Source organism: Kaistia nematophila, assembly GCF_026343855.1.
GTDB classification, from domain to species: Bacteria; Pseudomonadota; Alphaproteobacteria; order Rhizobiales; family Kaistiaceae; genus Kaistia; species Kaistia nematophila.
The window spans coordinates 132,092-157,224 of sequence record NZ_JAPKNK010000010.1 but is presented as its reverse complement, the minus strand read 5'-3'; the positions used below and the strand labels follow the sequence as shown (position 1 = coordinate 157,224).

Sequence of the window (25,133 nt, the reverse complement as noted above, 5' to 3'; positions counted from 1 at the left end):
TGGTGGTGAACAGAACGCGATTTCCGGCGAGTCAGCGATTCGGACATCGTTTGTTCCAGAAAGGTTCCAAAGCTTAATCGGGACCGTCTGCGGCAAGAATTCGAGTCTGTTTTGTGTGCCGATAAGATACAGAACAGGCTCGGAAGCGTTGATCTGGAAGTGAGACTGCCCGCGATATGAATGAACGGACAAGACCACCAGGCGCCGGAGCGGGCGGGCGCAACGTCACTGCCGTCCTGGGTCCGACAAACACCGGCAAGACGCATCTGGCGATCGAGCGGATGCTGGCGCATTCCTCGGGGATCATCGGCCTGCCGCTGCGCCTGCTCGCGCGCGAGGTCTATGGCCGCATCGCCGCCCGCATCGGCACGGAATCGGTGGCGCTGATCACCGGCGAGGAAAAGATCGTCCCGCCCAATCCGCGTTTTCGCGTCTGCACGGTGGAGGCGCTGCCCTCGCACACAGACGTTTCCTTCGTGGCGATCGACGAGATCCAGCTCGCCGCCGATCTCGACCGCGGCCATGTCTTCACCGACCGGCTGCTCAATCTGCGCGGGCGCGACGAGACGCTGCTTCTCGGCGCCGCCACCATGCGCGGCATCCTGGAAAAGCTGCTGCCCGGCATCGAGGTGATCACCCGGCCGCGCATGTCGATGCTGACCTATGCCGGCTCGAAGAAGATCACCCGCCTGCCCCGCCGCTCGGCCGTCGTCGCCTTCTCGGCCGACGAGGTCTATGCGGTGGCGGAGCTGATTCGGCGCCAGCGCGGCGGCGCCGCCGTCGTGCTGGGATCGCTCTCGCCGCGCACGCGAAACGCCCAGGTCGAACTTTATCAGTCGGGCGATGTCGATTTTCTCGTCGCCACCGACGCGATCGGCATGGGCCTCAATCTCGATGTCGACCATGTCGCCTTCGCGCAGGAGCGCAAGTTTGACGGGTTCCAGTATCGCCGGCTGACGGCGGCCGAGCTCGGCCAGATCGCCGGCCGCGCCGGCCGCCACACCCGCGACGGCAGCTTCGGCGTCACCGGCCAGGTCGATCCCTTCGAGGACGAGCTGATCGAGGCGCTCGAGAGCCACCACTTCATGCCGGTCCGAACGCTGCAATGGCGCAATCGTGCGCTCGATTTCCGTTCGATCGACGCGCTGCGCGCCAGCCTCGACCGGCCGCCGGGCATGGAAGGCCTGTCGAAGGCGCCGCCTTCCGAAGACGTGACGGTGCTCGAAATCCTCGCCCGCGATCCCGGCATCCGGGCGCTGGCCGACCGGCGCGAACGGCTCGAACTGCTGTGGGATATTTGCCAGACGCCCGATTATCGACGCATTGCACCGGCTAATCATGCCGAACTGGTCGGCGATATCTTCACCTTCGTCGCGCGCGAAGGGGCGGTGCCGGATGACTGGTTTAAGCGTCAGGTCGCCTTTGCAGATCGCACAGATGGCGATATCGATACGCTCGCCAACCGCATTGCGCACATTCGGACATGGACCTTTGCGGCAAACCGGCCTAACTGGCTTAAGGATCCTCGCCATTGGCAGGAGCGCACCCGCGCGATAGAGGATCGTCTTTCCGATGCGCTCCACGAAAGGCTCACCCAGCGTTTCGTGGATCGGCGCACAAGTGTACTGATGAAGCGGCTTAGAGAAAACGCCATGCTTGAAGCAGAAATCACGACCTCCGGCGATGTGCTGGTCGAGGGACAGCATGTCGGAAGCCTGCAGGGTTTCCGCTTCACGCCAGATCCCCAGGCCGACGGACCGGACGCCAAGGCGATCGGCGCCGTGGCGCAGAAGGCGCTTGCCGGCGAAATCGAACGCCGCGCCGAGAAGATCGGCAATGCGCCCAATCCCGAATTCCTGCTGTCGACCGACGGCACGCTGCGCTGGCTCGGCGCGCCGGTGGCAAGGATCGTCGCGACCGACGATGCGCTGCGCCCGCGCCTGATCCTGCTCGCCGATGAGGGCCTGACCGGCCCGGCGCGCGAGCGCGTCCAGGATCGCGTCGACATCTGGCTGAAGAGCCACATCGAGACGCTGCTGAAGCCGCTGTTCGAGCTGCTCGCCGGCGTCGAGCTTTCGGGTCCGGCCCGCGGCATCGCCTTCCGCCTCGTCGAGGGCCAGGGCGTGCTGGAGCGCTCCGAGCTCGCGGAGGAGATCAAGGCGCTCGACCAGGAGGCCCGCTCGGGCCTGCGCAAGCTCGGCGTCCGCTTCGGCGCCTACCACATCTACGTCCCGGCGCTGCTGAAGCCCGCCCCGAGCGCACTGAACGCCATGCTCTGGGCGCTGAAGAACCAGGGCCTCGACGCCCCGGGCCTGATCGAGCTGCCGCAGCTTTCGGCCACCGGCCGCACCACGGTGCCGGTCGATCCGAGCTTCGCCCGCCCGCTCTACCGTGTCGTCGGCTATCGCATCGCCGGCAACCGCGCCGTCCGCATCGACATCCTCGAGCGGCTCGCGGACATCATCCGCCCGCTGATCGCCTGGAAGCCGACCTCCGACAATCTCGTGCCGCCCGAGGGCGCCGTCGACGGCAACGGCTTCACCGTCACCGTGGCGATGACCTCGCTGCTCGGCTGCTCGGGCGAGGATTTCGCCGGCGTGCTGAAGTCGCTCGGCTATCGCCTCGATCGCCGTCCGGCGCCGCCGAAGGCCGCGCCCGTGGCGGAAGAAGCGGCCCCGGCCGTGACCGTCGTTTCGGAAGAGACGGTGGAAACCACCGAGACCGCCACCGACGCGGCCGTCGAAGCCCCGGCGGGCGAGACGGTGGTGACGGAGGAGACGGCGGAGACCGTCGTCACCGAGACCACGGCGGAAGCCCCGGCCGAAGAGGCGACGGAGGCCGACGCGACCCCGGTCGTCGAGGCGCCGTCGCTCGAAACGGGCGACACCGAGCCGGCCGTCCCGGCCGAGCCGGAGATGATCGATGTCTGGCGTCCCGGCCGCTTCGACCGCCGGCCGCAGCAGCGCGACCATCGCCGCGACCGTCGTCCGCAGCATGGCGCCCCGGCGGAAGCCGGCGCCAGCGAGGCGAAGCCGGAAGGCCGCGACGGCGGCCGTGGCCGCCAGCAGGACGGCGAACGCGACGGACGCCGCCAGGGCGGCCGCCCGCAGCAGCAGCGCGGTCAGCGTCCGGAGCGGGGCGACCGCAACGACCATCGCGGCAATGATCATCGCGGCAAGGGTGGCGAGCACCGTGGCAAGGGCGGCGACAACCGTCAGGGCCAGAATGCGCCGCAGTCCCGCCGCGAGGAGCCGCGCCGCGAGCGTCCGATCGACCCGAACTCGCCCTTCGCGGCGCTGGCGGCGTTGAAGGCGGATCTCGAAGCCAAGAAGCGCGGCGGCTGAGGCAAGCGCGGAGCGGCGATGAGCGAGGAGACCGGACGCCAGCGCATCGACAAATGGCTCTGGTTCGCCCGCTTCGCGAAGAGCCGCTCGATCGCCCAGAAGCTGGTGACGGGCGGCAAGGTCCGGGTCAATCGCGACAAGATCGACGCGCCGAGCCGCCTCGTGCGGCCCGGCGACGTCCTCACCCTGTCTCTGGAGCGGCAGGTGCGGGTGGTTAAGATCCTCGACCCCGGCATGCGCCGCGGTCCCGCCCCGGAGGCGCAGCGCCTCTACGAGGACCTGACGCCGCCGGCGATCCTGACCGAACCGGTGGTGCGGAACGGCCCGAGGCCGACAAAGCGTGATCGCCGGGTGCTCGACGCGTTCCATTCCGCCGTCTCGGACGACGATGGCGAGAATTTTCCAAGCGACGACGAAGATTGAGGAAATTCATTCGACTTTGGAGCGGCGCTGCGGCATCCGCGATCCTTGCGCCGTCCAACTAAAGCGTTTACCCAGACGACGCCGGCGAGCTTGGAGCGTGCTCGCCCGAGGAGACGATCTTGCCCTATGTCGTGACTGACAACTGCATCCGCTGCAAGTACACGGATTGCGTCGAAGTGTGTCCGGTGGACTGCTTCTACGAGGGCGAGAACATGCTCGTCATCCACCCGGATGAATGCATCGACTGCGGCGTCTGCGAACCGGAATGCCCGGCCGAGGCGATCAAGCCGGATACCGAGCCGGGCCTCGAGAAGTGGCTGAAGCTCAACGCCGAATATGCCGAGAAGTGGCCGAACATCACCGTGCGCAAGGACCCGCTCCCGGAAGCGGCCGAGTTCGACGGCGTCGCCAACAAGCTCGACACCCAGTTCTCCGCCGAACCCGGCGAAGGCGACTGATCCGGGCCAGCCTTTCGGCCGCCCTCCGACCGACGCGGAACCCGATGATCGGCCTGCCCCAGCGGCGCCCCGGCGCGCCCTGACGGCAGTGCTTTGATTTTTGGGTATTTTGTGATATATATACAAATACAGTCGGTAACCACTTACGGCGTCACCGCACCGTTTTGGTGTTTTGTTCGTGAACAACCCTCAACATTGAAGCGATAAGTCGTCCAGCCGCGACATTAAGGCGCGCTGGCGATGGATCGTCGTCGATGTTGATTGCGCGCGCACAGAACCCATATGGGGCGAGCGTTTTCCTGATCGGCTGACAGTGGATGAGCGACCCCGGCCGGGTCGCCCCCGAAACGTCTTGTTCCGGGACCGGTCGGGTTTGCCTTAGCCACGGATGAGACGGGTTTCGTCCGAATCCGGCCCTTGGCTTGGCGAGCCGGGCCCCGCCAATTTAACGGAGTTGATACGCGTATGGCCACCCTGAAGAAGACCACTCAGCGCTCCGATTTCAAGACCGGCGAACACATCGTCTATCCGGCGCATGGCGTCGGCGAGATCGTCGGCATCGAAGAGCAGGAAGTGGCCGGCATCAAGCTTGAGCTCTTCGTCATTGCCTTCGAGAAGGACAAGATGAAGCTGCGCGTCCCGGTCGCGAAGGCGGGATCGGTCGGCATGCGCAAGCTCTCGGACGCACCGACCGTCAAGAAGGCGCTCGAGACCATCCGTGGCCGCGCCCGCGTCAAGCGCACCATGTGGAGCCGTCGCGCCCAGGAATACGAGGCGAAGATCAACTCCGGCGACCTGATCCAGATCTCCGAAGTCGTCCGCGACCTCTATCGCTCGGACACCCAGCCGGAGCAGTCCTACAGCGAGCGCCAGCTCTATGAGGCGGCCCTCGACCGCATGTCGCGCGAGATCGCGGCCGTGAACGAGATCTCCGAGACCGAAGCGGTCCGCCAGATCGAGCAGAACCTTGCCAAGAGCCCCAAGCGCGGCGGCAAGGTCGACGAAGAGACCACGGCCGAGATCGACGGCGACGACGAGAAGCACGACGAGGCCGCATAAGTCCCGCCGTCTTGGAATTCGACAAAAACGCCCGGCTTGCCGGGCGTTTTTTTATGCGTCTTTTCAGGGACCGCCGGATCGACTGCGGCCCGGCGACCGCGACGCTCTGTCGCCATCACATCGTTCTTACGGTTGCATCACACCAATGTGCGTCGCCTTTTCGGAACCGCGGCGTAGGCTTGGTCTTGTCAGTAGCGGGGCGCACGAAACCTTCCAGGACAGGAGCAGGTCGCATGGGCACATCGGCGATCTCTGGGCGTCAATTCGTCAAGGCGGCGATGCAGGCGCCCTATCTCGAGCGGGATGAGGAAAAAGATCTCGCCATGCGTTGGCGCGACGTGAAGGATCAGGCGGCGCTGCACCGGCTCGCCGCGTCGCATATGCGGCTGGTCATCGCCATCGCTTCACGCTTCCGCCATTTCGGCCTGCCGATGAGCGACCTGATCCAGGAGGGCCATGTCGGCCTGCTGGAAGCGGCCGCCCGGTTCGAGCCCGATCGCGACGTCCGCTTCTCGACCTATGCGACCTGGTGGATCCGCGCCTCGATCCAGGACTACATCCTGCGCAACTGGTCGATCGTGCGCGGCGGCACCAGCTCGACCCAGAAGGCGCTCTTCTTCAACCTGCGCCGTCTCCGGGCCAAGCTCTCGCAGGGCGCGGTGCCGATCCCCAACCAGCAGATCTACCAGCAGATCGCCATCGCCGTCGGCGTCTCGACCAATGACGTGGCGCTGATGGATGCGCGGCTCTCGAGCGCCGATACCTCGCTCAACGCCCCCGCCTACGACACCGAGGCCGCCAGCTCCGACCGGCAGGACTTCCTCGTCGACGAGACGCCCCTGCCCGACCAGATGGTCGGCGACGTCATCGACAGCGAGCGGCGCGTCACCTGGCTGCACGACGCGATGGCGGTGCTGTCCGACCGCGAGGTGCGGATCCTGCGCGAGAGGCGGCTGCGCGAGGAAGGCGCGACGCTGGAATCGCTCGGCGAGACGCTGGGCATCTCCAAGGAACGCGTCCGCCAGATCGAGAGCCGGGCGATCGAGAAGCTGAAGGCGGCGCTGCTGCGCGACCACCCCGACCGCGCCAACTTCGTCTGAAGCGGCCCGATCCGATACAGCTTATCCCCTTCCAAAGGACGGGGAAGCTGGCTTGCGTGGGCACAGCGGCAGCCTAGACACCACACATCCGTCATTCCTGCGAAAGAGAGCAGGAATCCATATCGGGGCCGCGCAGGTGCCTCAGGCAGCGCGCCGCTCGTCGTCGGCGCGGCTGCATGGATCCCGGGAACCGTCCGGAGAGGACGTAAACCCTCACCCGGAGCTGCGCTTACCCTCAGGGAGAGGTGAAAGAAGGTGCGAGTACCGGGCCTACGCCGTCCACACCTCGGGGCGGGCCTCGCCGTCGCGGAGCTCCGCCAGCATCTCCTCGATCACCGTCACCACCAGGCGATGGTCCTCCGCCTGCGGCAGGCCGGAGACCGTCGCGGTGCCGACCATGCCGACATGGCGGACGATGATCGGGAAGGCGCCGCCATGCGGCAGATATTTGTGCGGGTCGACCTGCTGCGCGGTGGCGAAATCGACGCCCTTCACGCGCGCCTTCTGGCCCATGTAGAACGAGGAATGGCCGTAGCGGCGCACGACCGCCGTCTTGCCGGCGACCCAGAATTCATTGTCGGCGGAAGTGCCGGCCAGCGCGCAGTAGAACAGCCGCTGTTCGCCGCGGGCGATCTCCACGACGATCGAAAGCGCGTCGAGCCGCGCCCGCTCGATGATGCGCTGGCCAAGCGCAATCGCCGTGTCGTTGTCGAAGCGGTCGAACACCAGCCGCTTTTCCTGGTCGAGAAGTTCCTGCAGCAGGGCCTCGTCGCTCATTCGTTCCCCTCCATGTTCCTGAGATCATCGCGCGGCGGCGGCGCCGGCGGCAAGGGCCGGTCGGTCGAACGTGGCGGCGATCCGCCCTTCCGCCATGCGCGCGGCGCGGTCGCACATATGGCCGATCACGTCCGGGTCGTGGCTGACCAGCACGAAAGTCATGCCGAAGCGCGCCTTCAGCGTGACGAGCAGGTTCAGGATTTCCGCCTGCACGGACATATCGAGCGCCGAGGTCGGCTCGTCGAGCAGCAGCAGCTTCGGCCGAAGCAGCAGGGCGCGTGCGATGGCGATGCGCTGGCGTTGGCCGCCGGAAAGCTGATGCGGATATCGCGCCGCGACATCCGGGCCAAACCCGACTTCGGCGAGTGCCTCGGCGACACGCTTGTCGGGATTGTCGAGACCGTTGACGACGAGCGGCTCGCGCAGCGCGCGGCCGATCCTGTGGCGCGGATGCAGCGAGGCGTATGGATCCTGGAACACCATCTGCACCTGCCGGCGCAGCGCCCCGGTGAAGCGCCGGCGCGGCGCCACGGGCGCGCCGAGAAGAGCCATCGAGCCATGCCAGTCACGGTTCAGCCCGGCGATGACGCGCAGCAGCGTGGACTTGCCGCAGCCGGAAGGCCCGAGCAGCCCAAACGTCTCCCCCTCCCCGATCGCGACCGTGATGCCGCGCAGGATATGGCGGCCGACGTCCTGGTCGCGGAAGGTGACGTTGAGATCGCTGATATCGACGAGGCTCATGCGCCGGCCTCCATACGGACGCGGTCGAGCGTCGGCAGCAGCGTGCCGAAGGTCTCCGGCGACGGCCGGCAGGCCCAGAGCGTCTTGGTGTAAGGATGCTCGGAATTCGCGAGCTCCGCCGCCGGCAGGCGATCGACGATGTCGCCGCGATACATGACGAGCGCCCGGTCGCAGAAACGCGCCACCTGGTCGAGATCATGGCTGATCAGGATCAGCCCCATCTGCCGTTCGTCGACCAGCTTCAGCATCAGGTCGAGCACCTGGTCGCGCAGGTCGCGGTCGAGCGCCGAGGTCGGCTCGTCGGCGATCAGCAGGCGCGGCTCGGCGATCAGCGTCGCCGCCAGCATGACGCGCTGGCCCATGCCGCCGGAGAGCTGGTGCGGATAGGAATGATAGGCGCGCAGAGGGTCCGGCAGGCCGACGGCCTCGAGCATGGTCAGCGCCCGCTCGCGCCGCTCCGCCTTGGTGGCGTTGGTATGCAGCTTCAGCGGCTCCTCGACCTGGCGGCCGATGCTCATCACCGGATCGAGGGCGAATTTCGGATCCTGCAGCACGAGGCCGATCTTCGAACCGCGCCAGTGCTTCCATTGCCGGGGCGAGAGCGCCGCGAGATCGGCGCCGTCCAGCGTCAGCCGGTCGGCGGTGACGCGGCCGGGCTTCGCCACCAGCCCGATCAGCGCGCGGGCCGTCATCGACTTGCCGGAGCCGGATTCGCCGACGAGGCCGAGCTTTTCCGCGCCCATGGCAAAGGAGATGCCGTGCACGACCTCGACCGGGCCGCGATCAGAGGGAAAGCGGACGGAAAGCCGCTCGACATTGAGAAGGGTCGGATCATCCATTGCGCGGGTCCATCAGGTCACGGAGCCCATCGCTCAGGAGGTTGAAGGCGAAGCTGGTCAGGAGGATCGCCGCGCCCGGCGTCGCCGCCACCCACCACTGGTCGAAAATCACCTGCGTGCCGTCGGCGACCATCGCGCCCCATTCCGGCGTCGGCGGACGGACGCCGAGGCCGAGGAAGCCGAGGCCGGCCGCGATCAGGATGATGCCGCCAAGGTCGAGCGCCATGCGCACGATGGCGCCGGGGAGCACCAGCGGCAGGACATGGCCGAACAGCAGGCGCGGCCCGGTGATGCCCATCATCTCGGCCGCGGCGAGATAGTCGCTCTTGCGCAGCGCCACGGTCTCGGCGCGGGTCTGGCGCGCATAGGCGGGCCAGGCGGTCAGCGCCAGCGCCAGCGCGCCATTGACGAGGCCGGCGCCGAGCACGGCAACGAAGGCGAGCGCCAGCACCAGCTTCGGGAAGGCCATGGCGATGTCGGTGATGCGCATCAGGATACGCTCGACGATGCCGCCATAGAAGCCGGCGACGATGCCGATGGCGATGCCGATCGGCGTCGTCAGCAGGATTACGATGGCGAGCAGCATCAGCGTCGGCCGCGTGCCGTAGATCAGGCGCGAGAGCAGGTCGCGGCCAAAGCTGTCGGTGCCGAACCAATGCGCCGCCGAGGGCGGCGCGAGGCGGTTGGCGACGTCCTGCGCGATCGGGTCATAGGGTGCGAGCAAGGGCGCGAACAGCGCGACGAGCAGGATCAGCACCACCAGCCCGGCGCCGATCGCGGCGGAGGGCGAACGGCGGGCGAATTTCGCCAGCGAGATCCGGTTGGGGGCGACGGCGACCGTCAGCGGAAGATTGGTCATGACAGCCTCGGATCGACGATGCGGGCGAGAATGTCGGTGATCGCGTTGACGATCACGAAGCAGACGCCGATGACGAGCGTGCCGCCGAGCACGGCCGGCATGTCGGAGGCGAAGATCGCCGTCGTCATGTAGCGGCCGAGGCCCGGCCAGCCGAACACGGTCTCGGTCAGCACCGCGCCCTCGAGCAGGGTCGCATAGGCGAGCGCGATCACCGTCAGCACGGTTCCGGCGACGTTGGGGAGCAGATGCGTCAGCATCAGCCGCACCTCGCCGACGCCCTTGGCGCGGGCGGCGACGGCGTATTCCTTGCCGCGCTCGCCGAGCAGGCTCGCCCGCGTCAGCCGCGAGATCGAGGCGAGCGAATGGATGGCGAGCACGGTCGCCGGCAGCACGAGATGCGAGAGCGTGTCGACGAACGAGCCCTCCTCGCCCCAGAGCGCGGTGTCGATCAGGTAGAAGCCGGTCACCGGCGTGATCGTGTAGGCGTAGATGTCGCTGAGCCGGCCGGGGCCCGCGGCCCAGTGCAGCCGCGCATAGAAGAGCAGCAGGAACAGGAGGCCGAGCCAGAAGATCGGCACCGAATAGCCGATCAGCGAGAAGATGCGGACGAGGCCGTCGATCAGCCCACGCGGCCGGAGCGCCGCGATGACGCCGAGCGCCACGCCGATCAGCGCGCCGAAGAGGATGGCGACGGTGGCGAGCTCCAGCGTCGCCGGGAAGACGCGGAGAATGTCGGTGAAGACGGGCTGGTTGGTCGACCAGGAGGTGCCGAGATTGCCGGTCAGGACATTGCCGACATAGGAAAGGAAGCGCTGCGGCAGCGGATTGTCGAGGCCGAGCGACTGGCGCGCCGCCTGATAGGTCGCCTCGCTCGCCTTGTCGCCGGCGAGATGCAGCGCCGGATCGGCCGGCGAAAGCTCGGCCAGCGCGAAGGTCACGACCATCAGGCCGAGCAGGGTTATCGCCAGGGTCACCAGCCAGTTGGCGAGGCCCGCGAGAAACGAAAGTCCCCGCCGGCCGCGTGGCCGACGGGGAAGAAGCTCAGGGGCCGCGAGGCGGCCGCTGGAATCCGTCAATTACTTCTCGACCCCTGCGAAATAGACCTGATCCGCATTGAGGCCCTGGATGAAGCCCTTGACGTTGTCGCGCAGCACGATCTGGTTGTTCGGCTGCAGGAGGACGACGAAGGGCGACTTCTGCTGAACCTCAAGCTGAATAGCCTTATAGTCCGCCGCGCGCTTCTCCGCATCCTGTTCTTCGACGGCGGCCTGGGTCTTGTCGGAGAGCTCCGGAATCACCCAGCCATTGCGCCATGCCACCGTCTTGGTGCCGTCGTCGCGATTGAGCGCGAAGGCCGAGGCGTTGGAGTGCGGGTCGAAATAATCCGGGATCCAGAACAGCAGCGCCGCCTCGTGGCCCTGCGAGCGGATCTTCGAATAGAACTGGCTGGCGACGGAGGGCTGGATCTCCAGCTTGATGCCGGCCTCGGCGAAGGTCGCCTGGATCGCCTGGGCGATGTCGGTGTAGGGCGGCTGGTTGATCACGTCGAGCTTGACGGTGATGCCGCCATCGATGCCGCCCGCCTTGAGGATTCCCTTCGCCTTCTCGACGTCGAGATGGAACGGCGTGTCGTCGAGCGAGCCGGCGAAGCCCTTCGGGATGAAGCCCTGATGCACGGCCGACTGGCCCTTCAGCAGGTTCTTGGCGATACCCTCATAGTCGACGAGGTAGCGCGCGGCTTCCCAGAGCGCCGGGTTCTTCGAATTCGGGTTGTCCTTGCTGGCGACGTTGAAGGCCAGGTAGTCGATCTCGGCCGAGGGGGCCGACAGAACGTTGATGCCGGGCTTGCCGGTCAGCGCCGCGATCTGGTCGGCGCCGAGGTCGCGGGCGATGTCGGCGTCGCCCTGCTCGATCAGCAGGCGACGGGCGGCCGGGTCGGCGACGTTCTTGAAGATAATGCCCTTCAGCTTCGGCGCGCCGGTCGGCGAGGAAGCGTTGGCGTCGAGGACGAGCGCCTCATGCGGCTGGTAGGCGCGGATCTTGAACGGGCCGGAGCCGGCCGAGGCCGTGTGCAGCCAGGCATTGCCGAAATCGCCGTCCTTGGCATGCGCCTCGGTTTCCTTCTGGTCGACGATCGAGGCAACCGGGGCGGAGAGGATCGACAGCGCGAAGGACGGGCCCACCTTGGCCGGCCAGGAAACCTTGACGTGGCTGTCATCGACCTTGGTGAGGAAGCCGTCGACATTGTCGGCGGTCCAGCCGAGCTCATTCAGGATGAACACCGGCGACTTGCCGAGTTTTACCGCGCGAGACAGCGAGTAGATGACGTCGTCGGCGCGGACGGGATTGCCGGACGAGAAGGTCGCGCCGTCACGGATCTTGAAGGTGATCGCATTGCCTTCCGGCGCCACAACCCAGCTTTCGGCCAGCACCGGATCGAGCTTGGTCGGCTCGTTCGGATTCGACTGGATCAGCCGCTGATACAGGCTGTTGAAGGACTGCACCGAGGTGAGCTCGAATCCTTCGGCCGGGTCGAGGCTGACGATGTCGTCGATCGCCTGCGCGACGATCAACAGGTCCTTCGGCGTCGCCGCGATGGCGGACGGCGCCGCAAACAGGCCACCAAGCGCAATCGCGCCGGCAAGCGCCGTCGCGGTCAGGAAGCGGATGGTCATGTGAAATCTCCATAGCAGTCGGGGAGCCCTCCACCGGCCATCCCGCCCGCCGGATGGAACCACTCCGCGCAGGGCTTCGCAACGGTGGCGATTGCGCGGTTTGATCGGATGGTGAAAAAAACGGTCGACAACCGGCGCCGACACGCGTCAGCCTTCGCCCCAGACGCCGTCATGCAGGGCGGTCGCCTCCTCGACCAGCATCGGTCCGATCACCTCGATCGGCCGCTGGCCGGCGGCGAACACGATCCGGCAGGGCAGATCCAGCGTCGGATTCTCGGGATGGTCGCCGGTAATCGCCTTCATCTCGTGCTCGCCGAGGCCATAGACGACGCGGCCGATGCCCGCCCAATAGGCAGCGCCCGAGCACATCGCGCAGGGTTCGGCCGAGGTGTACATCGTGCAGCCGCGCAGGAAGCCCGGCTCATAGGCCTTCGATGCCCGCGTCATCAGCACGCGCTCGGCATGGCCGGTCATGTCGTGATCCGGCTGGAAGGCGTTTTCCTGCTCCATCAGCACGCTGCCGTCCGGCCCGACCAGGATCGCGCCGAACGGATGCGAGCCGCCCTCCAGCGAGCGCCGCGCCACGGCAAAGGCGAGGCGAAGGAAATGCTCGTGATCGAGCGGCGGCGGCGAGGTCGGGCCTGGCGTGGTCATGTGCTTTGCTCCCAGCGAAAGATGCGCCGAGCTTTGCAAATTCGACGCCAGCCGGACAGAGCCTAGCTGCTCGTGACCGCAGCGCCGGCGCGAAGCGTGTTCGAGACGGTGCAGATCGTTTCCGCCGCCTCGATCAGATGCGCCTTCTTCGCCTCGTCGAGCGGCCCTTCGATGGTCACCGTGGTGACGAAGCGCTCCACGCGCGACGGCTCGTCATGCGCCTTTTCCGGGATGACCTTGGCCGAAACCTGCTCGATCTGGTCGAGCCAGCCTTCCCGCCGCGCCGCGATCTGGACGCTCAACACGATGCAGGCGGAGAGCGACGCGCTCATCAGATCGAGAGGATTGAAACCCTCGGCAGAGGGCCGAGTCACGACCGAGAGATGGCCGCCGGTTTCGCTGGTGACTTCCGGCAGGCCGTCACGGGTCGCCGTGGCGGTGGCGCCGACGGCGCGGGTTCGGATCGTGGCGTTCATGCTCTACCCTCGAATACGGGCCGGGTCATGCCCGGCCCCATTTCGAGTGCTACAGCCAGGGCCAATAGGCAAGCGCCCAGACGAAATCCGACGTCGTGTCGGCATCATCGGCCTTGTCCAGTTCACGCGCCTCGGGCGGGCGCTTCGCCAGGCTGGCCTTCGGCCCGGGGGCCTGGAAGAACGAGAAAAAACGGGGAAGGTCGGAAGGAACGTCGTTGGCAAGCGTCATCGGGTTTCTCCCAAAATTGGCGCCGCGAAGAGCGGGCGGCCGGCAGTCTCCGTCGTTCGGCGGCCGGGACGGAACGCCCCGGCCAGCTCCGAGATTTCCCGAATTGCAGGCAGCTGTCAACAAACCCGACTCAATCGATCGTGTAAGATAGGCGCCCCGCGACGGGCAAGCGACTGATCCACATCGTGGATTTCGGTTTGTCCAACGCGGCGAAAAGCCGGCGGGACAGAGGCCGATTCGGGGCGGGACTCAGGGCGGCAAGGCCCTCGCCCTGCCCTCTCCCGCAAGCGGACGAGGGTTCGGCCGGCGGCCGTCGTCGACGTCCAGCCCAGAGGCTCTGGCGGGCCGCCTCTCCCGCGCGCGGGAGAGGGCCGGGGTGAGGGTCTTTCGACCCGACATCCTCCGGCGTCATCCTCGCGCAGGCGAGGATCCATGCAGCCGGGTTTTCGCTGCGCAAAACTCCCGACGCCGCGGCTACATGGATCCCGGGTCAAGCCCGGGATGACGGCGAGCGTGCGGGTGCGGTCGAGCTTCACTTCGGCAAATCTGGAGGGCACGGCCAGCAAAACAAAAACGCCGCGAACCGGGAGGCTCGCGGCGTCGACAACCAGGCTGGATGAAACGGCTGGATCAGCCCTTCATCTTCTCCTGGAAGGTCTTGAGGTGCTTCTGCTGCGCCTCGATCATCTTCTCGCGGTAGATGCCGTAGATGACGTCGGTGTCGTGCAGGGTGACGCCCTCGATGGTCGGCGAGGCGAAGACGGGCAGCTCGACGCCCTTCTTCGACAGCGCGTCGGCGGTGCGGGCGATCAGCTCGTGGGTCAGGATCATCGCCAGCACGGTCGAGGAACCCGAGACCGGACGGCTCCAGCCCTCGATCGGGACGATGGCGTCCTCGACCGGCGAGTTGGTGTCGATGACGACGTCGGCGACATCCTTCAGGCGCTTGCCGGAGGAATGCTTAGCCGGCTTGTCGTTAGCCTTCGAGGTGACGGCGACGACGAACAGGCCGCGCGCCTTGGCGTAGAGCGCCGTCTCGATGCCGGCCGAGTTGGTGCCGGAATGCGAGTAGATGATGATAGAATCGCCGGGGTTCAGCGGCTGGTGGTCGAGGAACTTGTCGATGTAGTTCTCGGTGCGCTCCAGCCAGAGCAGTTCGCGCACGCCGCCAGCGCCGAGCACGTTGTGCCACATGACGCGCGGGTCGGTCAGCGGATTGAAGCCGACGAACGAACCGTAGCGCGGGAAGGCTTCCTGCGTCGGCAGGACCGAGTGGCCCGAACCGAACAGGTGGATCAGGCCACCCTGCGCGAGCGACTCCGAGAAGCGCTTGGCCGCTTCGGTCAAGGCGGCGTCGTTGGCGCTGCCGGCGGTCTCGATCAACTTGATCAGCCGGTGCAGGTAGAAATCGGACATCAGTCGTCTCCTTGGGGGATGGTATGAGGGAAAAGGGTCGGGAGCTGCGGCCGGCGGCCGTCAGATCCGCAAGGTGGAACGGATCTCGTAGCGGTCGCCCCGCATGATCGAGAGGGTGAATTCGAAGGGCCCGCGCGGATCGATGGCAAGGCGCTCGACGATGAAGGCCGGGCTGCCGACGGCGATTTCCAGGAGCTCGGCGTCCTCGGGACCGACAGAGCCGACGCGGTAGATTTCCGTCGCCTCGGACGGCTTGATGCCGTAGCGGCGCTCGATCTGGCCATAGAGCGAGCCGTCCGAAAGATCCTCGTCGAGCAGGCCCGGCACGCGGTCGAGCCGGAGATGCGCGGTCTGCACGCCGATCGGCGAACCGTTGCCGAGGCGCAGGCGGCGGACGAGCGCGACCGGCTCGCCCTCCTCGATCTCGAGCGCGGCCGCGACGCGGGCACTCGCCGGCACGATCTGCTGCTCCAGCATGCGCGAGCCGACGGTGAGCCCCAGCGCCGCCATTTCGTCGGAGAAGCTGGTGAGGCCGCGCGCGCCGGCGACCACGGTGGCGCTGCGCACGAAGGTGCCGCGGCCATGCTCGCGGCGCAGCAGGCCAAGCGATTCCAGGTTGCGCAGGGCATGGCGAACCGTGATGCGGCTGACGCCGAGCAGTTCGCACAGCCGGTCCTCGGCCGGGATCTGCGATCCGGCCGGCCATTCGCCGGCCTCGATGCGGGCCCGGATGGCGCGCTCGGCCTGGTGCCAGAGCGGCTCCGGCCGGCGACGGTCAAGCGATGTCATCGCAGCTTCGGTCATCGGACCCTCCACCATTCCGGACCGAGGCCAGCGGCCACGGCGGCACCCACAAGGCCGGCGCGCGGGCCGAACTGGCCCGGCCGGATTTCGATTGACCGCAGATGCGGCGGCAGGTTGCGCGTCAGCGCGGCACGCAGCGGCGGCCCCAGCACGTCGATCGCGTCGGAGACGCCGCCGGCGAGCAGCACCGCCTGCGGATCGAGCAGCGCGACGGCGCCGGCAAGCGTCGTGCCGAGCGCCGCGCCGACCTGATGAATGGCGAGACTCGCCACCGGGTCGCCCGTCCGCGCCGCCGCGATCAGCGCCGCGCCATCGGCAAGGCCGGCGTCGCGGCCGAGCCTGTCGAGCGCCCGGCCCGCCGCCTGCCGCTCGAGCCAGCCGGAACGGTCCTCGCCGGGATCGGCGACGTCGGCCGAGGCCCAGCCGAACGAACAGGCGGCGCCGCGGCCGCCGCGCACGATGCGGCCGCCGGCGAGCACGGAGGAGCCGATGCCGGTGCCGATCGCGAGCAGGATGGCGTCGTCGAGGCCGCTCGCCGCGCCGAACCGGGCTTCCGCCAGCAGCGCCATCTGCGCGTCATTGCCGGCCGCGACGGGCACGCCCGCCTCGCCGAGCAGATCGGCGAGATCGACGCCGTCGAGGAACGGCAGGTTGGGCACCCAGCGCGACACCGTGCCTTCGACGAGGCCGGGAATGGTGATGCCGATGCCGGCGAGCGGCGCGGAACCGGCGCGCGCGGCGACGAGGGCAAGGATCCTGTCGCGCAAGGCGCAGGCGCTTTCCGGCGCCGGCCAGCGCTCGACGGCGGCGAGCTCGGCCGGCGCGTCGACGATGGCGAAGCCGGCGCGCAGGCTGGTGCCGCCGAGATCGAGCGCGAGGACCTGCGGGGTCTCGGTCATTCGTGCCCTCCGCAGCCGCAGCCGGAACGGCGGGCCCTGCTGGAGGAAGATCTGGCGTTGAACATGCCGCCGCCGGCATTGAAGGAATGCGACGTCGTGGAGAAGGCTTGCGCGTACATGGACCCGTTCAGGCAGCCGCGCATCCGGTAGAGCGCGGAATAGTAATCGACATAGGGAAACGAGGAGAGGCCGCGGGCCAGCTCGTATTCGGTGATCGCCTCGCGCCAGACCTCGAAGCCTTCGCTGACATCGACCAGTTCAGTCGGCGCGAAGCCCTCGTCGTCCTCCCAGTTCTCGCCGAACAGCAGCAGGCTGGGGCTGAAGGCGGGGTAGGCGCGCTCCAGCGTTGGCAGCGCGGCGTAGAGAACGGCGGTCTTCGTCGCATTGGCGGCGGCGCGGTGATCCTTGTGCCAGCTGCCGTGCCAGTGGGTGACAAGGGTGTCCGGCTTCAGCTCGCGGATGACGTCGGCGATCTTCAGCGCCACCTCGTCGGTGTCGGGCAGGAAGGCGTCGGGATAGCCGAGCTCGCGCCATTGGATGCCGAGCTTCGCGCAGAAACGGTCCGCCTCGGCGCGCTTCTGGCTGGCATAGGCCGCCGGCGACAGCGAGGTGTGGCCCTGCTCGCCCATGGTCAGGTGCAGGAAGGTGACGTCGAGGCCGCGCTTCGCCGCCGTCGCCGCCAGCGGCCCGGCGATCACCTCGGCGTCGAAGGCGTGCGCCCCGACGACGAGCAGGCTCTTTCCGCCATAGATGCGTTCGTCGATCATTTCAGTCCTCCGGTGGCGCCGACGCCTTCGCGAATCTGGCGCGCCAGCAGGAGATACATGACAAGCACCGGCATCATCGAGATGGCGAGGGCCGCGAACACCATGCCCCAGTCGGTGCGGAACTGGCCGATGAAGGTGGTGATGGCGAGCGGCACGGTCTTGTAGGCGTCATCGAAGATGAAGATCAGCGGGAAGAAGAAGTCGTTCCAGACGGCGATCGCGGTGAAGATGGCGACGATCGCCACCGCCGGCTTGATCGTCGGCAGGATGATGCGGAACAGGATGCGCCACTCCTTGGCGCCGTCGAGCCGCGCCGCCTCCTCCAGCTCGCGCGGCAGCACGCGCATGAAATTCGCCAGGATGAAGACGGCGAAGGGAATGCGGATCGCGGAATAGACGAGGATCAGGCCGAGGCGGCTGTCGAGCAGGTCGAGCGTCTTCATCAGCGAGAACAATTCGACCGAGGCGAGGCGGATCGGCAGCATGACGCCGGCGAGGAAGAAGGCAAGCACCGGCGACGACCAGCCGAGCTGGTAGCGGGAGAGCGGAAACGCCGCCATCGCCGAGACGACCAGCGTCAGGATCACCGCGCCGCCGGTGACGGCGAAGGAGTTCCACATGTAGCGGGCGAACTGCGCCTGCGTCCACGCATTGGCGAAATTGTCGAGCGTCCAGCTGGTCGGCAGGCCGAACTTGTCGCCATAGATCTCGGCCGTCGTCTTGAAGCAGGAGACGACGAGGATGTAGAGCGGCACGGCGACCACCAGCGCCCAGAGCGCCAGGACGATCCAGCCCGGCAATTGCCGGATACGCTGCGAGACGTCGAGATTGGTCATCAGAGCCTCACCGTCCGCCGTTCGAAGAAGCGCAGCAGCCCGATCGTCACCACGGTCAGGAGCAGGAAGAGCAGCGTGCCGAGCGCCAGCGCCAGGCCGATATCGGTGATGCCGACCGCCCCTTCCGCGCCGAAGGCGAGGCGGAAGAAGTAGGTCACCAGAGTGTCGGTGGCGAAGTTCGGGTTCCCCTGCACGCCCTGCATCACATAGACGAGGTCGAACTGGTTGAAGGTGTTGATGAAGGTCAGCGTCGTCAGCGAGGAAATGGACGGCACCAGCTGCGGCAGCGCGATCGACCACAGGATGCGGCCATTGCCGGCGCCGTCTAGCCGCGCCGCCTCGAACACTTCCGGCTGGATCTGGCGCAGGCCGGCGGTGAAGATCAGCACCGGCAGGCCCATCCAGTTCCAGGCGTCGACGGCGATCAGGATCCAGAGCGCCCAGCTGGAATCGCCGAGGATGGTGAGGCGCCCCTCGAGCAGGCCGAGATTGTGCAGCAGCGTCTCGACCGCGCCGTCCGGCGTCAGCAAGAGCCGCCAGAGCGCGCCGACGATGACGGGCGACAGCACCGCCGGGAAGAAGAACACCGATTGCAGGAAGGCGGTGCCGCGGTTCCTAAGGAACAGCAGGTAGGCGAAGATCAGCCCCAGCCCGTTCTGCAGCACCATGATGCCGAAGAACCAGAACACATTGTGGGTGAAGGCGCCGGAAAGCTTGGTCCAGCTCGGCTCGACAAACAGGCGGGCGAAATTGTCCAGCCCGACGAAACCGCGCATGCGGAATCCGCGCCATTCGAACAGCGAGCCCCAGAGCGAGCTGGCCAGCGGATAAACGACGAACAGGCAGTAGATGACGAGTGCGGGCAGCACGAACAGGATCGCGGCGCGATGCTTCTGCCATTCGATGGGCGCACGCCGAAGGCGCTGTGCCGTCATTCTCGCCTCCCCCGGGCCGATGCTTGTTTCTGGCTCGCCTCTCCCTTTGCGGGAGGGCGGCAAGGAGGGGCGGCGGACGCCCCTCCCCTTGGTGATGGTGACGGCTACGACTTCGGCTTGAACCAGGTCGAAACGGCCGCATCGACGTCGGCGGCGAGCTTCTCCGGCGCGATCTTGCCTTCGATCATGTCGATGATCTCGGCCTGGATGACGGAGGAGGCCGTCGGCGTCTGCCAGCGGAAGCCGACCAGCGTCAGATACGGCGTGGCGTTCGCCTGCATCTCCAGCATCGACTTCAGCACCGGGTCGTTGGCGGTGGCGCCGGTGCGGGCCGGCGGCCAGCCGAGATTGTCGGCGAAGAGCTGGGCGAACTCGGGCGAGGCGATGAAGGCGAGGACCTTGGTCGCGTCTTCCTTATTGCCGCTGTCGGAGACGAGGCCGTAGGAGCCGTCCGAGAAGGCGGACACCGCCGGCTGCGCCTCGGCCTTGTCACCGGGGAACGGGAAGATCGAGAACTTCAGGTTCGGGTTCTGGGCCTTGAAGCTGCCGTTCTCCCAGGCGCCGCCGAAGAACATCGCCGCCTTGCCGGAGATGAACTGCTGCGTCGCGGTGGTGTAGTCGACGCCGGCGAAGCCGTCCGAGTAATAGGGCTGCAGCGCCTTGATCTTCTCCAGCGCCTTGACGTAGCGCGGATCGGTGAACTTCGCCTTGCCGCTCATCATCTCGTCGTAGAAGCCGGCGCCGAAGACGGACGGGCCGACGACGCCGGCATTGATCTCGAGCGCCCAGCCGGAACCGTTGGCGCCGCCGGCCGCGATCGGCAGCACGCCGGCCGCCTTCAGCTTCTCGCAGGCGGCGACGAATTCGTCATAGGTCTTCGGCACGGCGATGCCGTTCTTCTCGAAGATCTCGGTGTTGTAGAAGACCCCCATCACCGGCGTCGAATAGGGCACGCCGTAGATCTTGCCGTCGGCGATGCCGACCGAGCCGCCGAGCGCCGCCGGCGTGAAGTCCTTCAGCGCCGGCACGCTCTCGTCGAGCGCGTCGAGATAGCCGCCATCGACCAGCGGCTGCAATTCGCCATAGGCCTTGAGCTGGGCGATATCCGGACCCTTGCCACCGCGCAGCGCCGTCGACAGCCGGTTCTGGTAGTCGGCGTCGGGCGTGAACTGCAGCTTGACGGTGATGTCAGGGTTCTTGGCGGTGAAGGCGGCGAAGATCTTCTCCATCGCCGCCTGGTCCTCGGTGCGCCAGCTCCAGAGCGTCACCTCGCCGGCCGAGGCCGAGAGCGCGGTGGCGGCCAGGGCGAGCACCCCGATGGTTGCGGATTTCAGATGTCTGCGAACGTTCAACATAACCGGTCTTCCCCTCTGCGACAGTGCTTATGTCGTTATAACGTCGTAATCACTTTATCTCGGGATTGGATGGAGGCAAGAGGGATTCTGTGATGGCGGCGGGAATCGGTTGCGCGCTTTGCGTCTTCGGGAAGCTTGGACAAGAAAAGCCCTCACCCCAACCCTCTCCCGCCTTGCGGGCGAGGGAGTTTGGTCGGTGGTCGTGGCGAGGCAGAGCCTTTTCCTGGCGGGCACCAGACCGGAGCGATGGATCGAGGCGGTCGGGATCGCCCCCTCTCCCGCAAGGCGGGAGAGGGCTGGGGTGAGGGTCTTGCTTCGATTCCTCATTGTCCGGTCATTCCCGAAGCGGTGATGGTGCGGACGAAGAAGCGCTGCAGGAACACGAACAGGACCAGCGGCGGCAGCACGGCGAGCGTCGCGCCGGCCATCACCAGGCCGGTGTTGACGGCCGAGCGGTTGTAGGAGAGCAGCCGCGAGAGGCTGATCACGATCGGATACTGGCTAGAATTGCCCTGCAGCACGGTGAGCGGCCAGAGATAGCTGTTCCAGTGATAGACGAAGGCGAACAGCGCCAGCGCCGCCAGCGCCGGGGCGACGGCCGGCGCCACGATGGTGAAGACGATGCGGAATTCCGACGCGCCGTCGAGCCGCGCCGCTTCGACCAGTTCGTCCGGCACGCCGGCGATGAACTGGCGCATCAGAAAGATGCCGAAGGCGTTGGCGAGGTTCGGCACGATGACGCCGGCGAGGCTGGCATTGAGGCCGATCGAACCGACCAGCCGGTAGAGCGGGATCAGCGTCACGATCGGCGGCAGGAACATCGTCGCGATGGTGATCGCAAACAGCGCCTCGCGGTAGCGGAAGCGGTATTTGGCGAAGGCGTAGCCGGCCATCAGCGAAGTGACGAGGATGCCGGCCGTGGTGATGCCGGCGATCAGCGCCGAGTTGGCGAAGGAGCGGCCGACGCTGATCAGTTCCGACACCTTGGCATAGGCATCGAGCGACGGCGTCGCCGGGATCCAGACCGGCGGCGTCTGCATCGCCTCGGCCGGCGTCTTCAGGCTGGACAGCACCATCCAGACGAGCGGGAAGGCCGAGACGACGGCGATCGCGATCATCAGCAGATAGAGGAAGCCGCGCCAGGCGGGCGATGCGGCGCCGGGCGCCGGCGTGGTGGCGGGAACGCTCATCGCCGATCCTCCCTGCGGGCAAAGGCAAAGACGGCGGTCACCGTGACGACCAGCGCCAGCAGCAGCGTCACCGACATGGCCGAGCCGAGGCCGCCCTGGGCGCGCTCGATGCCGACGCGGCGGATGTGATAGGTCATGACATTGGTGGAGCCGACCGGGCCGCCCTGCGTCACCAGCGCCACCGGCTCGAATACCTGCACCGCGTTGATCAGCGCGATGACGGCGGAGAACAGCAGCGTCCGCTTCAAGAGCGGCAGCGTGATGAAGCCGAACAGCGCCGGGCCGCGCGCGCCGTCCATCTTCGCCGCCTCGTAGATCGACTGCGGGATCTGGGTCAGGCCGGCGATGATCAGGATGGTGAAATAGCCGACCTGCTGCCAGACGTTCAGCAACACGACGGAGACCAGCGCCGTATCGGGCGAGGAAAGCCATGGCAGCGGGCCGATGCCGACCCAGCCGAGGATCTGGTTGATCGGCCCTTCCGACGGCGAATAGAGCTTCGAGAACACCAGCGCCACGGCGATCATCGGCACCATGTAGGTGGCGAACAGGATGGTGCGCAGCACGTTGGCGCCCTTGAGCTCGGCCTGGTGGATCAGCATGCCGAACAGCACGGAAAGCGGCAGGATCAGCGCGATCGACATCCCCGAATAGAGCGCCGTGTTGACGAGCGCGCCCTTGAAGTCGCGGCCGACGGAACCTGCGCCGAATATTTCGCGAAAGTTGTCGAGGCCGATGAAGGTCGCAGTCGAGAACGGCGTCTGCGACGACCATTTGGTGAAGGCGAGCCAGACGGTCAGCGCGATCGGCACCAGGATGAAGACCGCGATCAGCCCGAGGCTCGGTGCGAGCATCGCCACGATCGATTTTCGGAAGCCGCTCATCGGTATGCGTGTTCTCTGTTCATGGCAGTTCGGGATCGGCGGGGCGTGACTCGACCGGCTCCCTCTCCCGGTCACGGAAGAGGGTTGCGGTGAGGGTCTTCGGAACGCTTGGAGGCGCTAGATTCGAGGGCCGAAAACAAGGCCCTCACCCCAGCCCTCTCCCGCTTGCGCGGGCGAGGGGGTCGGGACGGCGGCTCCCCTCGATCGTCATCCCCGCGAAGGCGGGGATGACGGAAGAGGATGATCGCGAGCTTACTGCGACGCCTTCTCGAGGATGGCGACGGCGTCGGCCTGGGCGGCGGCGGCGGCTTCCGCAGCCGTCTCCTTGCCGAACTGCACCGCCTCGATATGGCCCTGCAGCGATTCCGTGAATTCCTGGCCGCCAAGCACGGTCGGGAACGGGCGGGCTTCGGAGAGGACATCGACATAGCCGGCGAGGAACGGCGTCTTCAGGCGCTCGGCGAAGGCCGCGACGTCGGAGGTGCGCGACGGCAGGATGCCCATGGACTGCAGCAGGTCGCCCATGGCGGAGGCGCCGTTCTCGCCCGAGGTCGGGCCGTTGAACCAGGCGAGGAAGTCCCAGGCCGCCTTCTTCTCGGCGTCCGAGGCGCCGTCGGAGACGACGGTCATCCAGGAGTAGGAGATCGAGTGCGGTCCGTCGCCCTTCGGGCCGACCGGGATCGGCGCGGTGGCGATGTCGGCGAACCGGTCGCCCATGCCGGCCTTGAGCGCGGATTCCCACCAGTTCGCCATGATGATCATGCCGGTCTTGCCGGACACGAAATTGTCGAGGAACGGGCCGGTGGTGTTGGCGTCGGCGGTGCCCATGGTGGCGACCGAGGCGCCCGACTTGATCAGCTTCTCATAGAGATCGAAGGTCGCCTTGGCGTTGTCGCTGTCGAGCTGCGGCTTGCCGTCGACCACCAGCGCGCCGCCATTCGAGGCGAGCAGCGAGGCGAAGGGATGGACGACGCCGGCCGCCCACGAATTGATCATGCCGAAGCCCTGCTGGCCCTTGTCCTTGTTGGTGAGCTTCTCGGCCGCGGCGTAGAACTCGTCCCAGGTCTTCGGCGCCTCCTTGATGCCGGCTTCCTCGAACAGCTTCTTGTTGTAGTTGAGCGCGTAGACGTCGATCTCGTTGGGATAGCCGTAGACCGTGCCGCCGACGCTGGCGGCGGTGGCGACGCCCTTCGGCCAGTTGGTGGTGACGTCGGTGCTGTTCGCTTCCGGCGCGGCGTTGACGAGCTTGTCGCGCGCCAGTTCCGGCAGCCAGAGGTCGTAGATGCCGGTGATCGTCGGGCCGCCGGCCTGGCCGGCCTGCGAGCGCAGCGTCGTCAGCAGGTCGCCGAACGGCACGGCGCGAACCTCGACCTTCACGCCCGGATGATCCTTGGCATAGGTCGCGGCGGCCGCCTCCAGCTTGGCGACCGTCTCCGGCGGCCAGTGCGTCAGGAACGACACGGTCACGTCTTCTGCCCAGGCAACGCTGGAGAAAGCCGCCATGGCGGTACCCAGGAACAAGCCCATCAATGGTCTGATCGTCACGGAACCCCTCCGTTTCAGTGCCGACGGTCCGACGGTGTCTCGGCCGCCGCTTCATTATGACGTAAGGACGTTATAATGACTTTGGCCAATCGGCAAGACGCCTTTTCGGCTTCGCCGCCTCGCCGGCCGATTCGTCACCGGCAATCGCGGCCGGCATCAGAATGCGCGAAGGAGATCGAATTGGCGACAATCATCGCCCGCGCGCGAAGTTGTTCGAATTTCGCCGCGCCTGGCGCCAAAATCGCCCCCGCGCCGGCGCGGCCATTTCCGTTATAGCGGAGGATTTTTCGAGATTTCCGCCGTCGCCGTTCGCCCGGGCGACCGCCCCTCCGTTCGCTCGGAGGAAACGTCGGCCGGCCTCCGATCGCGCATTGTCAGGCCCAGGGGCCGCGTCTAGATGCCGAGACATGGACGGCAGCGGCCGTCGAGCGACCCGGAGATGGAAAGATGAGCAGTGCCATGCAGATGATGCCGATGCCCGCCATGATGCCGATGCCGATGCAGAACATGATGCCCGGCATGGGCATGATGAACGGCATGATGCCCATGATGGGCAATATGATGCCGATGGGCGGCATGATGCCCATGCCGATGATGATGGCGAAGATGACCTGCACCATGACCGACAAGGGCATGACCTGCGAGATGATGCCGATGGAAGGCATGTCCAAGGACATGTTCATGGATTGCTGCAATCGCATGATGAGCATGATGGGCATGGGCATGCCCATGATGATGAGCATGGCCGGCATGCCGATGATGATGTGCATGATGGAGATGAAGGCCTGAGGCCTGCTTCCGTCGCACGCCGTCTCAGGGTCGCCCGCCGGGCGGCCCTTTTTTTTTCGTCACGGGATGCGTCGAGAAA

General features: G+C 66.9%; 25 protein-coding genes. 5 read left to right on the top strand and 20 right to left on the bottom strand.

The window, feature by feature from the left end; all coding sequences use genetic code 11:
* Positions 1–176: 176 nt before the first annotated feature.
* From OSH07_RS20345 to OSH07_RS20325, 5 genes are all read left to right on the top strand, one after another.
* Positions 177–3,344 carry a helicase-related protein gene (locus OSH07_RS20345; RefSeq protein ID WP_266340516.1) on the top strand — a complete coding sequence of 1,056 codons (3,168 nt, stop codon included), beginning with the start codon at positions 177–179 and terminating at the stop codon, positions 3,342–3,344.
* 18 nt (positions 3,345–3,362) lie between these two features.
* Entirely contained in the window at positions 3,363–3,767 is a 405-nt protein-coding gene (locus OSH07_RS20340) for an RNA-binding S4 domain-containing protein (protein ID WP_266340515.1), read from the top strand.
* Between the two features lie 119 nt (positions 3,768–3,886).
* Positions 3,887–4,225 carry a ferredoxin FdxA gene (gene fdxA, locus OSH07_RS20335; protein WP_266340514.1) on the top strand — a complete coding sequence of 113 codons (339 nt, stop codon included), beginning with the start codon at positions 3,887–3,889 and terminating at the stop codon, positions 4,223–4,225.
* Positions 4,226–4,690: 465 nt separating this feature from the next.
* Entirely contained in the window at positions 4,691–5,284 is a 594-nt protein-coding gene (locus OSH07_RS20330) for a CarD family transcriptional regulator (RefSeq protein WP_266340513.1), read from the top strand.
* Between the two features lie 233 nt (positions 5,285–5,517).
* Positions 5,518–6,384 (top strand): RNA polymerase factor sigma-32, encoded by an 867-nt coding sequence (locus OSH07_RS20325; protein ID WP_266340512.1) that lies wholly within the window; start codon positions 5,518–5,520, stop codon positions 6,382–6,384.
* A gap of 270 nt (positions 6,385–6,654) precedes the next feature.
* Here OSH07_RS20325 and OSH07_RS20320 read toward each other — a convergent pair whose 3' ends face one another.
* The 20 genes from OSH07_RS20320 to OSH07_RS20225 form a co-directional block, all read right to left on the bottom strand.
* Positions 6,655–7,161, bottom strand: a complete 507-nt coding sequence (locus OSH07_RS20320; RefSeq protein ID WP_266340511.1) for a heme-degrading domain-containing protein — start codon at positions 7,159–7,161, stop codon at positions 6,655–6,657.
* Between the two features lie 24 nt (positions 7,162–7,185).
* A complete protein-coding gene (locus tag OSH07_RS20315; protein ID WP_266340510.1) occupies positions 7,186–7,902 on the bottom strand; it encodes an ABC transporter ATP-binding protein in 717 nt (238 codons plus the stop codon).
* Positions 7,899–8,741 (bottom strand): ABC transporter ATP-binding protein, encoded by an 843-nt coding sequence (locus tag OSH07_RS20310; RefSeq protein WP_266340509.1) that lies wholly within the window; start codon positions 8,739–8,741, stop codon positions 7,899–7,901. Before OSH07_RS20310 ends, OSH07_RS20315 begins: the two co-directional genes overlap by 4 nt.
* Positions 8,734–9,600, bottom strand: a complete 867-nt coding sequence (locus OSH07_RS20305) for an ABC transporter permease (protein ID WP_266340508.1) — start codon at positions 9,598–9,600, stop codon at positions 8,734–8,736. The genes OSH07_RS20310 and OSH07_RS20305 overlap by 8 nt, the downstream gene beginning before the upstream one ends.
* Positions 9,597–10,676, bottom strand: coding sequence for an ABC transporter permease (locus tag OSH07_RS20300; protein WP_266340507.1), 1,080 nt, complete (start codon positions 10,674–10,676; stop codon positions 9,597–9,599). Before OSH07_RS20300 ends, OSH07_RS20305 begins: the two co-directional genes overlap by 4 nt.
* Entirely contained in the window at positions 10,677–12,275 is a 1,599-nt protein-coding gene (locus tag OSH07_RS20295; RefSeq protein ID WP_266340506.1) for an ABC transporter substrate-binding protein, read from the bottom strand.
* Between the two features lie 147 nt (positions 12,276–12,422).
* The gene (locus OSH07_RS20290; protein ID WP_266340505.1) at positions 12,423–12,929 is read right to left on the bottom strand and encodes a nucleoside deaminase; all 507 of its coding nucleotides are present in this window, start codon (positions 12,927–12,929) and stop codon (positions 12,423–12,425) included.
* A gap of 62 nt (positions 12,930–12,991) precedes the next feature.
* Positions 12,992–13,405, bottom strand: a complete 414-nt coding sequence (locus OSH07_RS20285; RefSeq protein WP_266340504.1) for an OsmC family protein — start codon at positions 13,403–13,405, stop codon at positions 12,992–12,994.
* Positions 13,406–13,454: 49 nt separating this feature from the next.
* The gene (locus OSH07_RS20280) at positions 13,455–13,634 is read right to left on the bottom strand and encodes a hypothetical protein (protein ID WP_266340503.1); all 180 of its coding nucleotides are present in this window, start codon (positions 13,632–13,634) and stop codon (positions 13,455–13,457) included.
* A gap of 630 nt (positions 13,635–14,264) precedes the next feature.
* Positions 14,265–15,050: an SIS domain-containing protein gene (locus OSH07_RS20275; RefSeq protein ID WP_266340502.1), complete on the bottom strand. Its 786-nt coding sequence runs from the start codon at positions 15,048–15,050 to the stop codon at positions 14,265–14,267.
* Positions 15,051–15,110: 60 nt separating this feature from the next.
* Positions 15,111–15,854: a GntR family transcriptional regulator gene (locus OSH07_RS20270; protein WP_266340501.1), complete on the bottom strand. Its 744-nt coding sequence runs from the start codon at positions 15,852–15,854 to the stop codon at positions 15,111–15,113.
* Entirely contained in the window at positions 15,851–16,753 is a 903-nt protein-coding gene (locus tag OSH07_RS20265; RefSeq protein WP_266340500.1) for an ROK family protein, read from the bottom strand. Before OSH07_RS20265 ends, OSH07_RS20270 begins: the two co-directional genes overlap by 4 nt.
* The gene (locus OSH07_RS20260; RefSeq protein ID WP_266340499.1) at positions 16,750–17,520 is read right to left on the bottom strand and encodes a PIG-L deacetylase family protein; all 771 of its coding nucleotides are present in this window, start codon (positions 17,518–17,520) and stop codon (positions 16,750–16,752) included. The genes OSH07_RS20265 and OSH07_RS20260 overlap by 4 nt, the downstream gene beginning before the upstream one ends.
* On the bottom strand, positions 17,517–18,356 hold the full coding sequence (locus OSH07_RS20255; RefSeq protein WP_266340498.1) for a carbohydrate ABC transporter permease: 840 nt from the start codon (positions 18,354–18,356) through the stop codon (positions 17,517–17,519). Before OSH07_RS20255 ends, OSH07_RS20260 begins: the two co-directional genes overlap by 4 nt.
* Positions 18,356–19,291, bottom strand: coding sequence for a carbohydrate ABC transporter permease (locus OSH07_RS20250; protein WP_266340497.1), 936 nt, complete (start codon positions 19,289–19,291; stop codon positions 18,356–18,358). The genes OSH07_RS20255 and OSH07_RS20250 overlap by 1 nt, the downstream gene beginning before the upstream one ends.
* Positions 19,292–19,395: 104 nt before the next feature.
* Entirely contained in the window at positions 19,396–20,646 is a 1,251-nt protein-coding gene (locus OSH07_RS20245) for an extracellular solute-binding protein (protein WP_266340496.1), read from the bottom strand.
* Positions 20,647–20,969: 323 nt separating this feature from the next.
* The gene (locus tag OSH07_RS20240; protein WP_420909659.1) at positions 20,970–21,836 is read right to left on the bottom strand and encodes a carbohydrate ABC transporter permease; all 867 of its coding nucleotides are present in this window, start codon (positions 21,834–21,836) and stop codon (positions 20,970–20,972) included.
* Positions 21,833–22,690 (bottom strand): carbohydrate ABC transporter permease, encoded by an 858-nt coding sequence (locus OSH07_RS20235; RefSeq protein ID WP_266340560.1) that lies wholly within the window; start codon positions 22,688–22,690, stop codon positions 21,833–21,835. Before OSH07_RS20235 ends, OSH07_RS20240 begins: the two co-directional genes overlap by 4 nt.
* 282 nt (positions 22,691–22,972) lie before the next feature.
* Complete coding sequence (locus OSH07_RS20230) at positions 22,973–24,265, bottom strand: ABC transporter substrate-binding protein (RefSeq protein ID WP_266340495.1); 1,293 nt, start codon at positions 24,263–24,265, stop codon at positions 22,973–22,975.
* A gap of 374 nt (positions 24,266–24,639) precedes the next feature.
* The gene (locus OSH07_RS20225) at positions 24,640–25,035 is read right to left on the bottom strand and encodes a hypothetical protein (RefSeq protein WP_266340494.1); all 396 of its coding nucleotides are present in this window, start codon (positions 25,033–25,035) and stop codon (positions 24,640–24,642) included.
* Positions 25,036–25,133 lie beyond the last annotated feature (98 nt).

What these genes read in the sequence shown, in the direction of transcription:
- OSH07_RS20345 (WP_266340516.1), top strand. Translation starts at nt 177, where the DNA reads ATGAATGAACGGACAAGACCACCAGGCGCCGGAGCGGGCGGGCGCAAC.
- OSH07_RS20340 (WP_266340515.1), top strand. Translation starts at nt 3,363, where the DNA reads ATGAGCGAGGAGACCGGACGCCAGCGCATCGACAAATGGCTCTGGTTC.
- OSH07_RS20330 (WP_266340513.1), top strand. Translation starts at nt 4,691, where the DNA reads ATGGCCACCCTGAAGAAGACCACTCAGCGCTCCGATTTCAAGACCGGC.
- OSH07_RS20325 (WP_266340512.1), top strand. Translation starts at nt 5,518, where the DNA reads ATGGGCACATCGGCGATCTCTGGGCGTCAATTCGTCAAGGCGGCGATG.
- OSH07_RS20320 (WP_266340511.1), bottom strand. Translation starts at nt 7,161, where the DNA reads ATGAGCGACGAGGCCCTGCTGCAGGAACTTCTCGACCAGGAAAAGCGG.
- OSH07_RS20315 (WP_266340510.1), bottom strand. Translation starts at nt 7,902, where the DNA reads ATGAGCCTCGTCGATATCAGCGATCTCAACGTCACCTTCCGCGACCAG.
- OSH07_RS20310 (WP_266340509.1), bottom strand. Translation starts at nt 8,741, where the DNA reads ATGGATGATCCGACCCTTCTCAATGTCGAGCGGCTTTCCGTCCGCTTT.
- OSH07_RS20305 (WP_266340508.1), bottom strand. Translation starts at nt 9,600, where the DNA reads ATGACCAATCTTCCGCTGACGGTCGCCGTCGCCCCCAACCGGATCTCG.
- OSH07_RS20295 (WP_266340506.1), bottom strand. Translation starts at nt 12,275, where the DNA reads ATGACCATCCGCTTCCTGACCGCGACGGCGCTTGCCGGCGCGATTGCG.
- OSH07_RS20290 (WP_266340505.1), bottom strand. Translation starts at nt 12,929, where the DNA reads ATGACCACGCCAGGCCCGACCTCGCCGCCGCCGCTCGATCACGAGCAT.
- OSH07_RS20285 (WP_266340504.1), bottom strand. Translation starts at nt 13,405, where the DNA reads ATGAACGCCACGATCCGAACCCGCGCCGTCGGCGCCACCGCCACGGCG.
- OSH07_RS20280 (WP_266340503.1), bottom strand. Translation starts at nt 13,634, where the DNA reads ATGACGCTTGCCAACGACGTTCCTTCCGACCTTCCCCGTTTTTTCTCG.
- OSH07_RS20275 (WP_266340502.1), bottom strand. Translation starts at nt 15,050, where the DNA reads ATGTCCGATTTCTACCTGCACCGGCTGATCAAGTTGATCGAGACCGCC.
- OSH07_RS20270 (WP_266340501.1), bottom strand. Translation starts at nt 15,854, where the DNA reads ATGACCGAAGCTGCGATGACATCGCTTGACCGTCGCCGGCCGGAGCCG.
- OSH07_RS20265 (WP_266340500.1), bottom strand. Translation starts at nt 16,753, where the DNA reads ATGACCGAGACCCCGCAGGTCCTCGCGCTCGATCTCGGCGGCACCAGC.
- OSH07_RS20260 (WP_266340499.1), bottom strand. Translation starts at nt 17,520, where the DNA reads ATGATCGACGAACGCATCTATGGCGGAAAGAGCCTGCTCGTCGTCGGG.
- OSH07_RS20255 (WP_266340498.1), bottom strand. Translation starts at nt 18,356, where the DNA reads ATGACCAATCTCGACGTCTCGCAGCGTATCCGGCAATTGCCGGGCTGG.
- OSH07_RS20250 (WP_266340497.1), bottom strand. Translation starts at nt 19,291, where the DNA reads ATGACGGCACAGCGCCTTCGGCGTGCGCCCATCGAATGGCAGAAGCAT.
- OSH07_RS20245 (WP_266340496.1), bottom strand. Translation starts at nt 20,646, where the DNA reads ATGTTGAACGTTCGCAGACATCTGAAATCCGCAACCATCGGGGTGCTC.
- OSH07_RS20240 (WP_420909659.1), bottom strand. Translation starts at nt 21,836, where the DNA reads ATGAGCGTTCCCGCCACCACGCCGGCGCCCGGCGCCGCATCGCCCGCC.
- OSH07_RS20235 (WP_266340560.1), bottom strand. Translation starts at nt 22,690, where the DNA reads ATGCTCGCACCGAGCCTCGGGCTGATCGCGGTCTTCATCCTGGTGCCG.
- OSH07_RS20225 (WP_266340494.1), bottom strand. Translation starts at nt 25,035, where the DNA reads ATGCACATCATCATCGGCATGCCGGCCATGCTCATCATCATGGGCATG.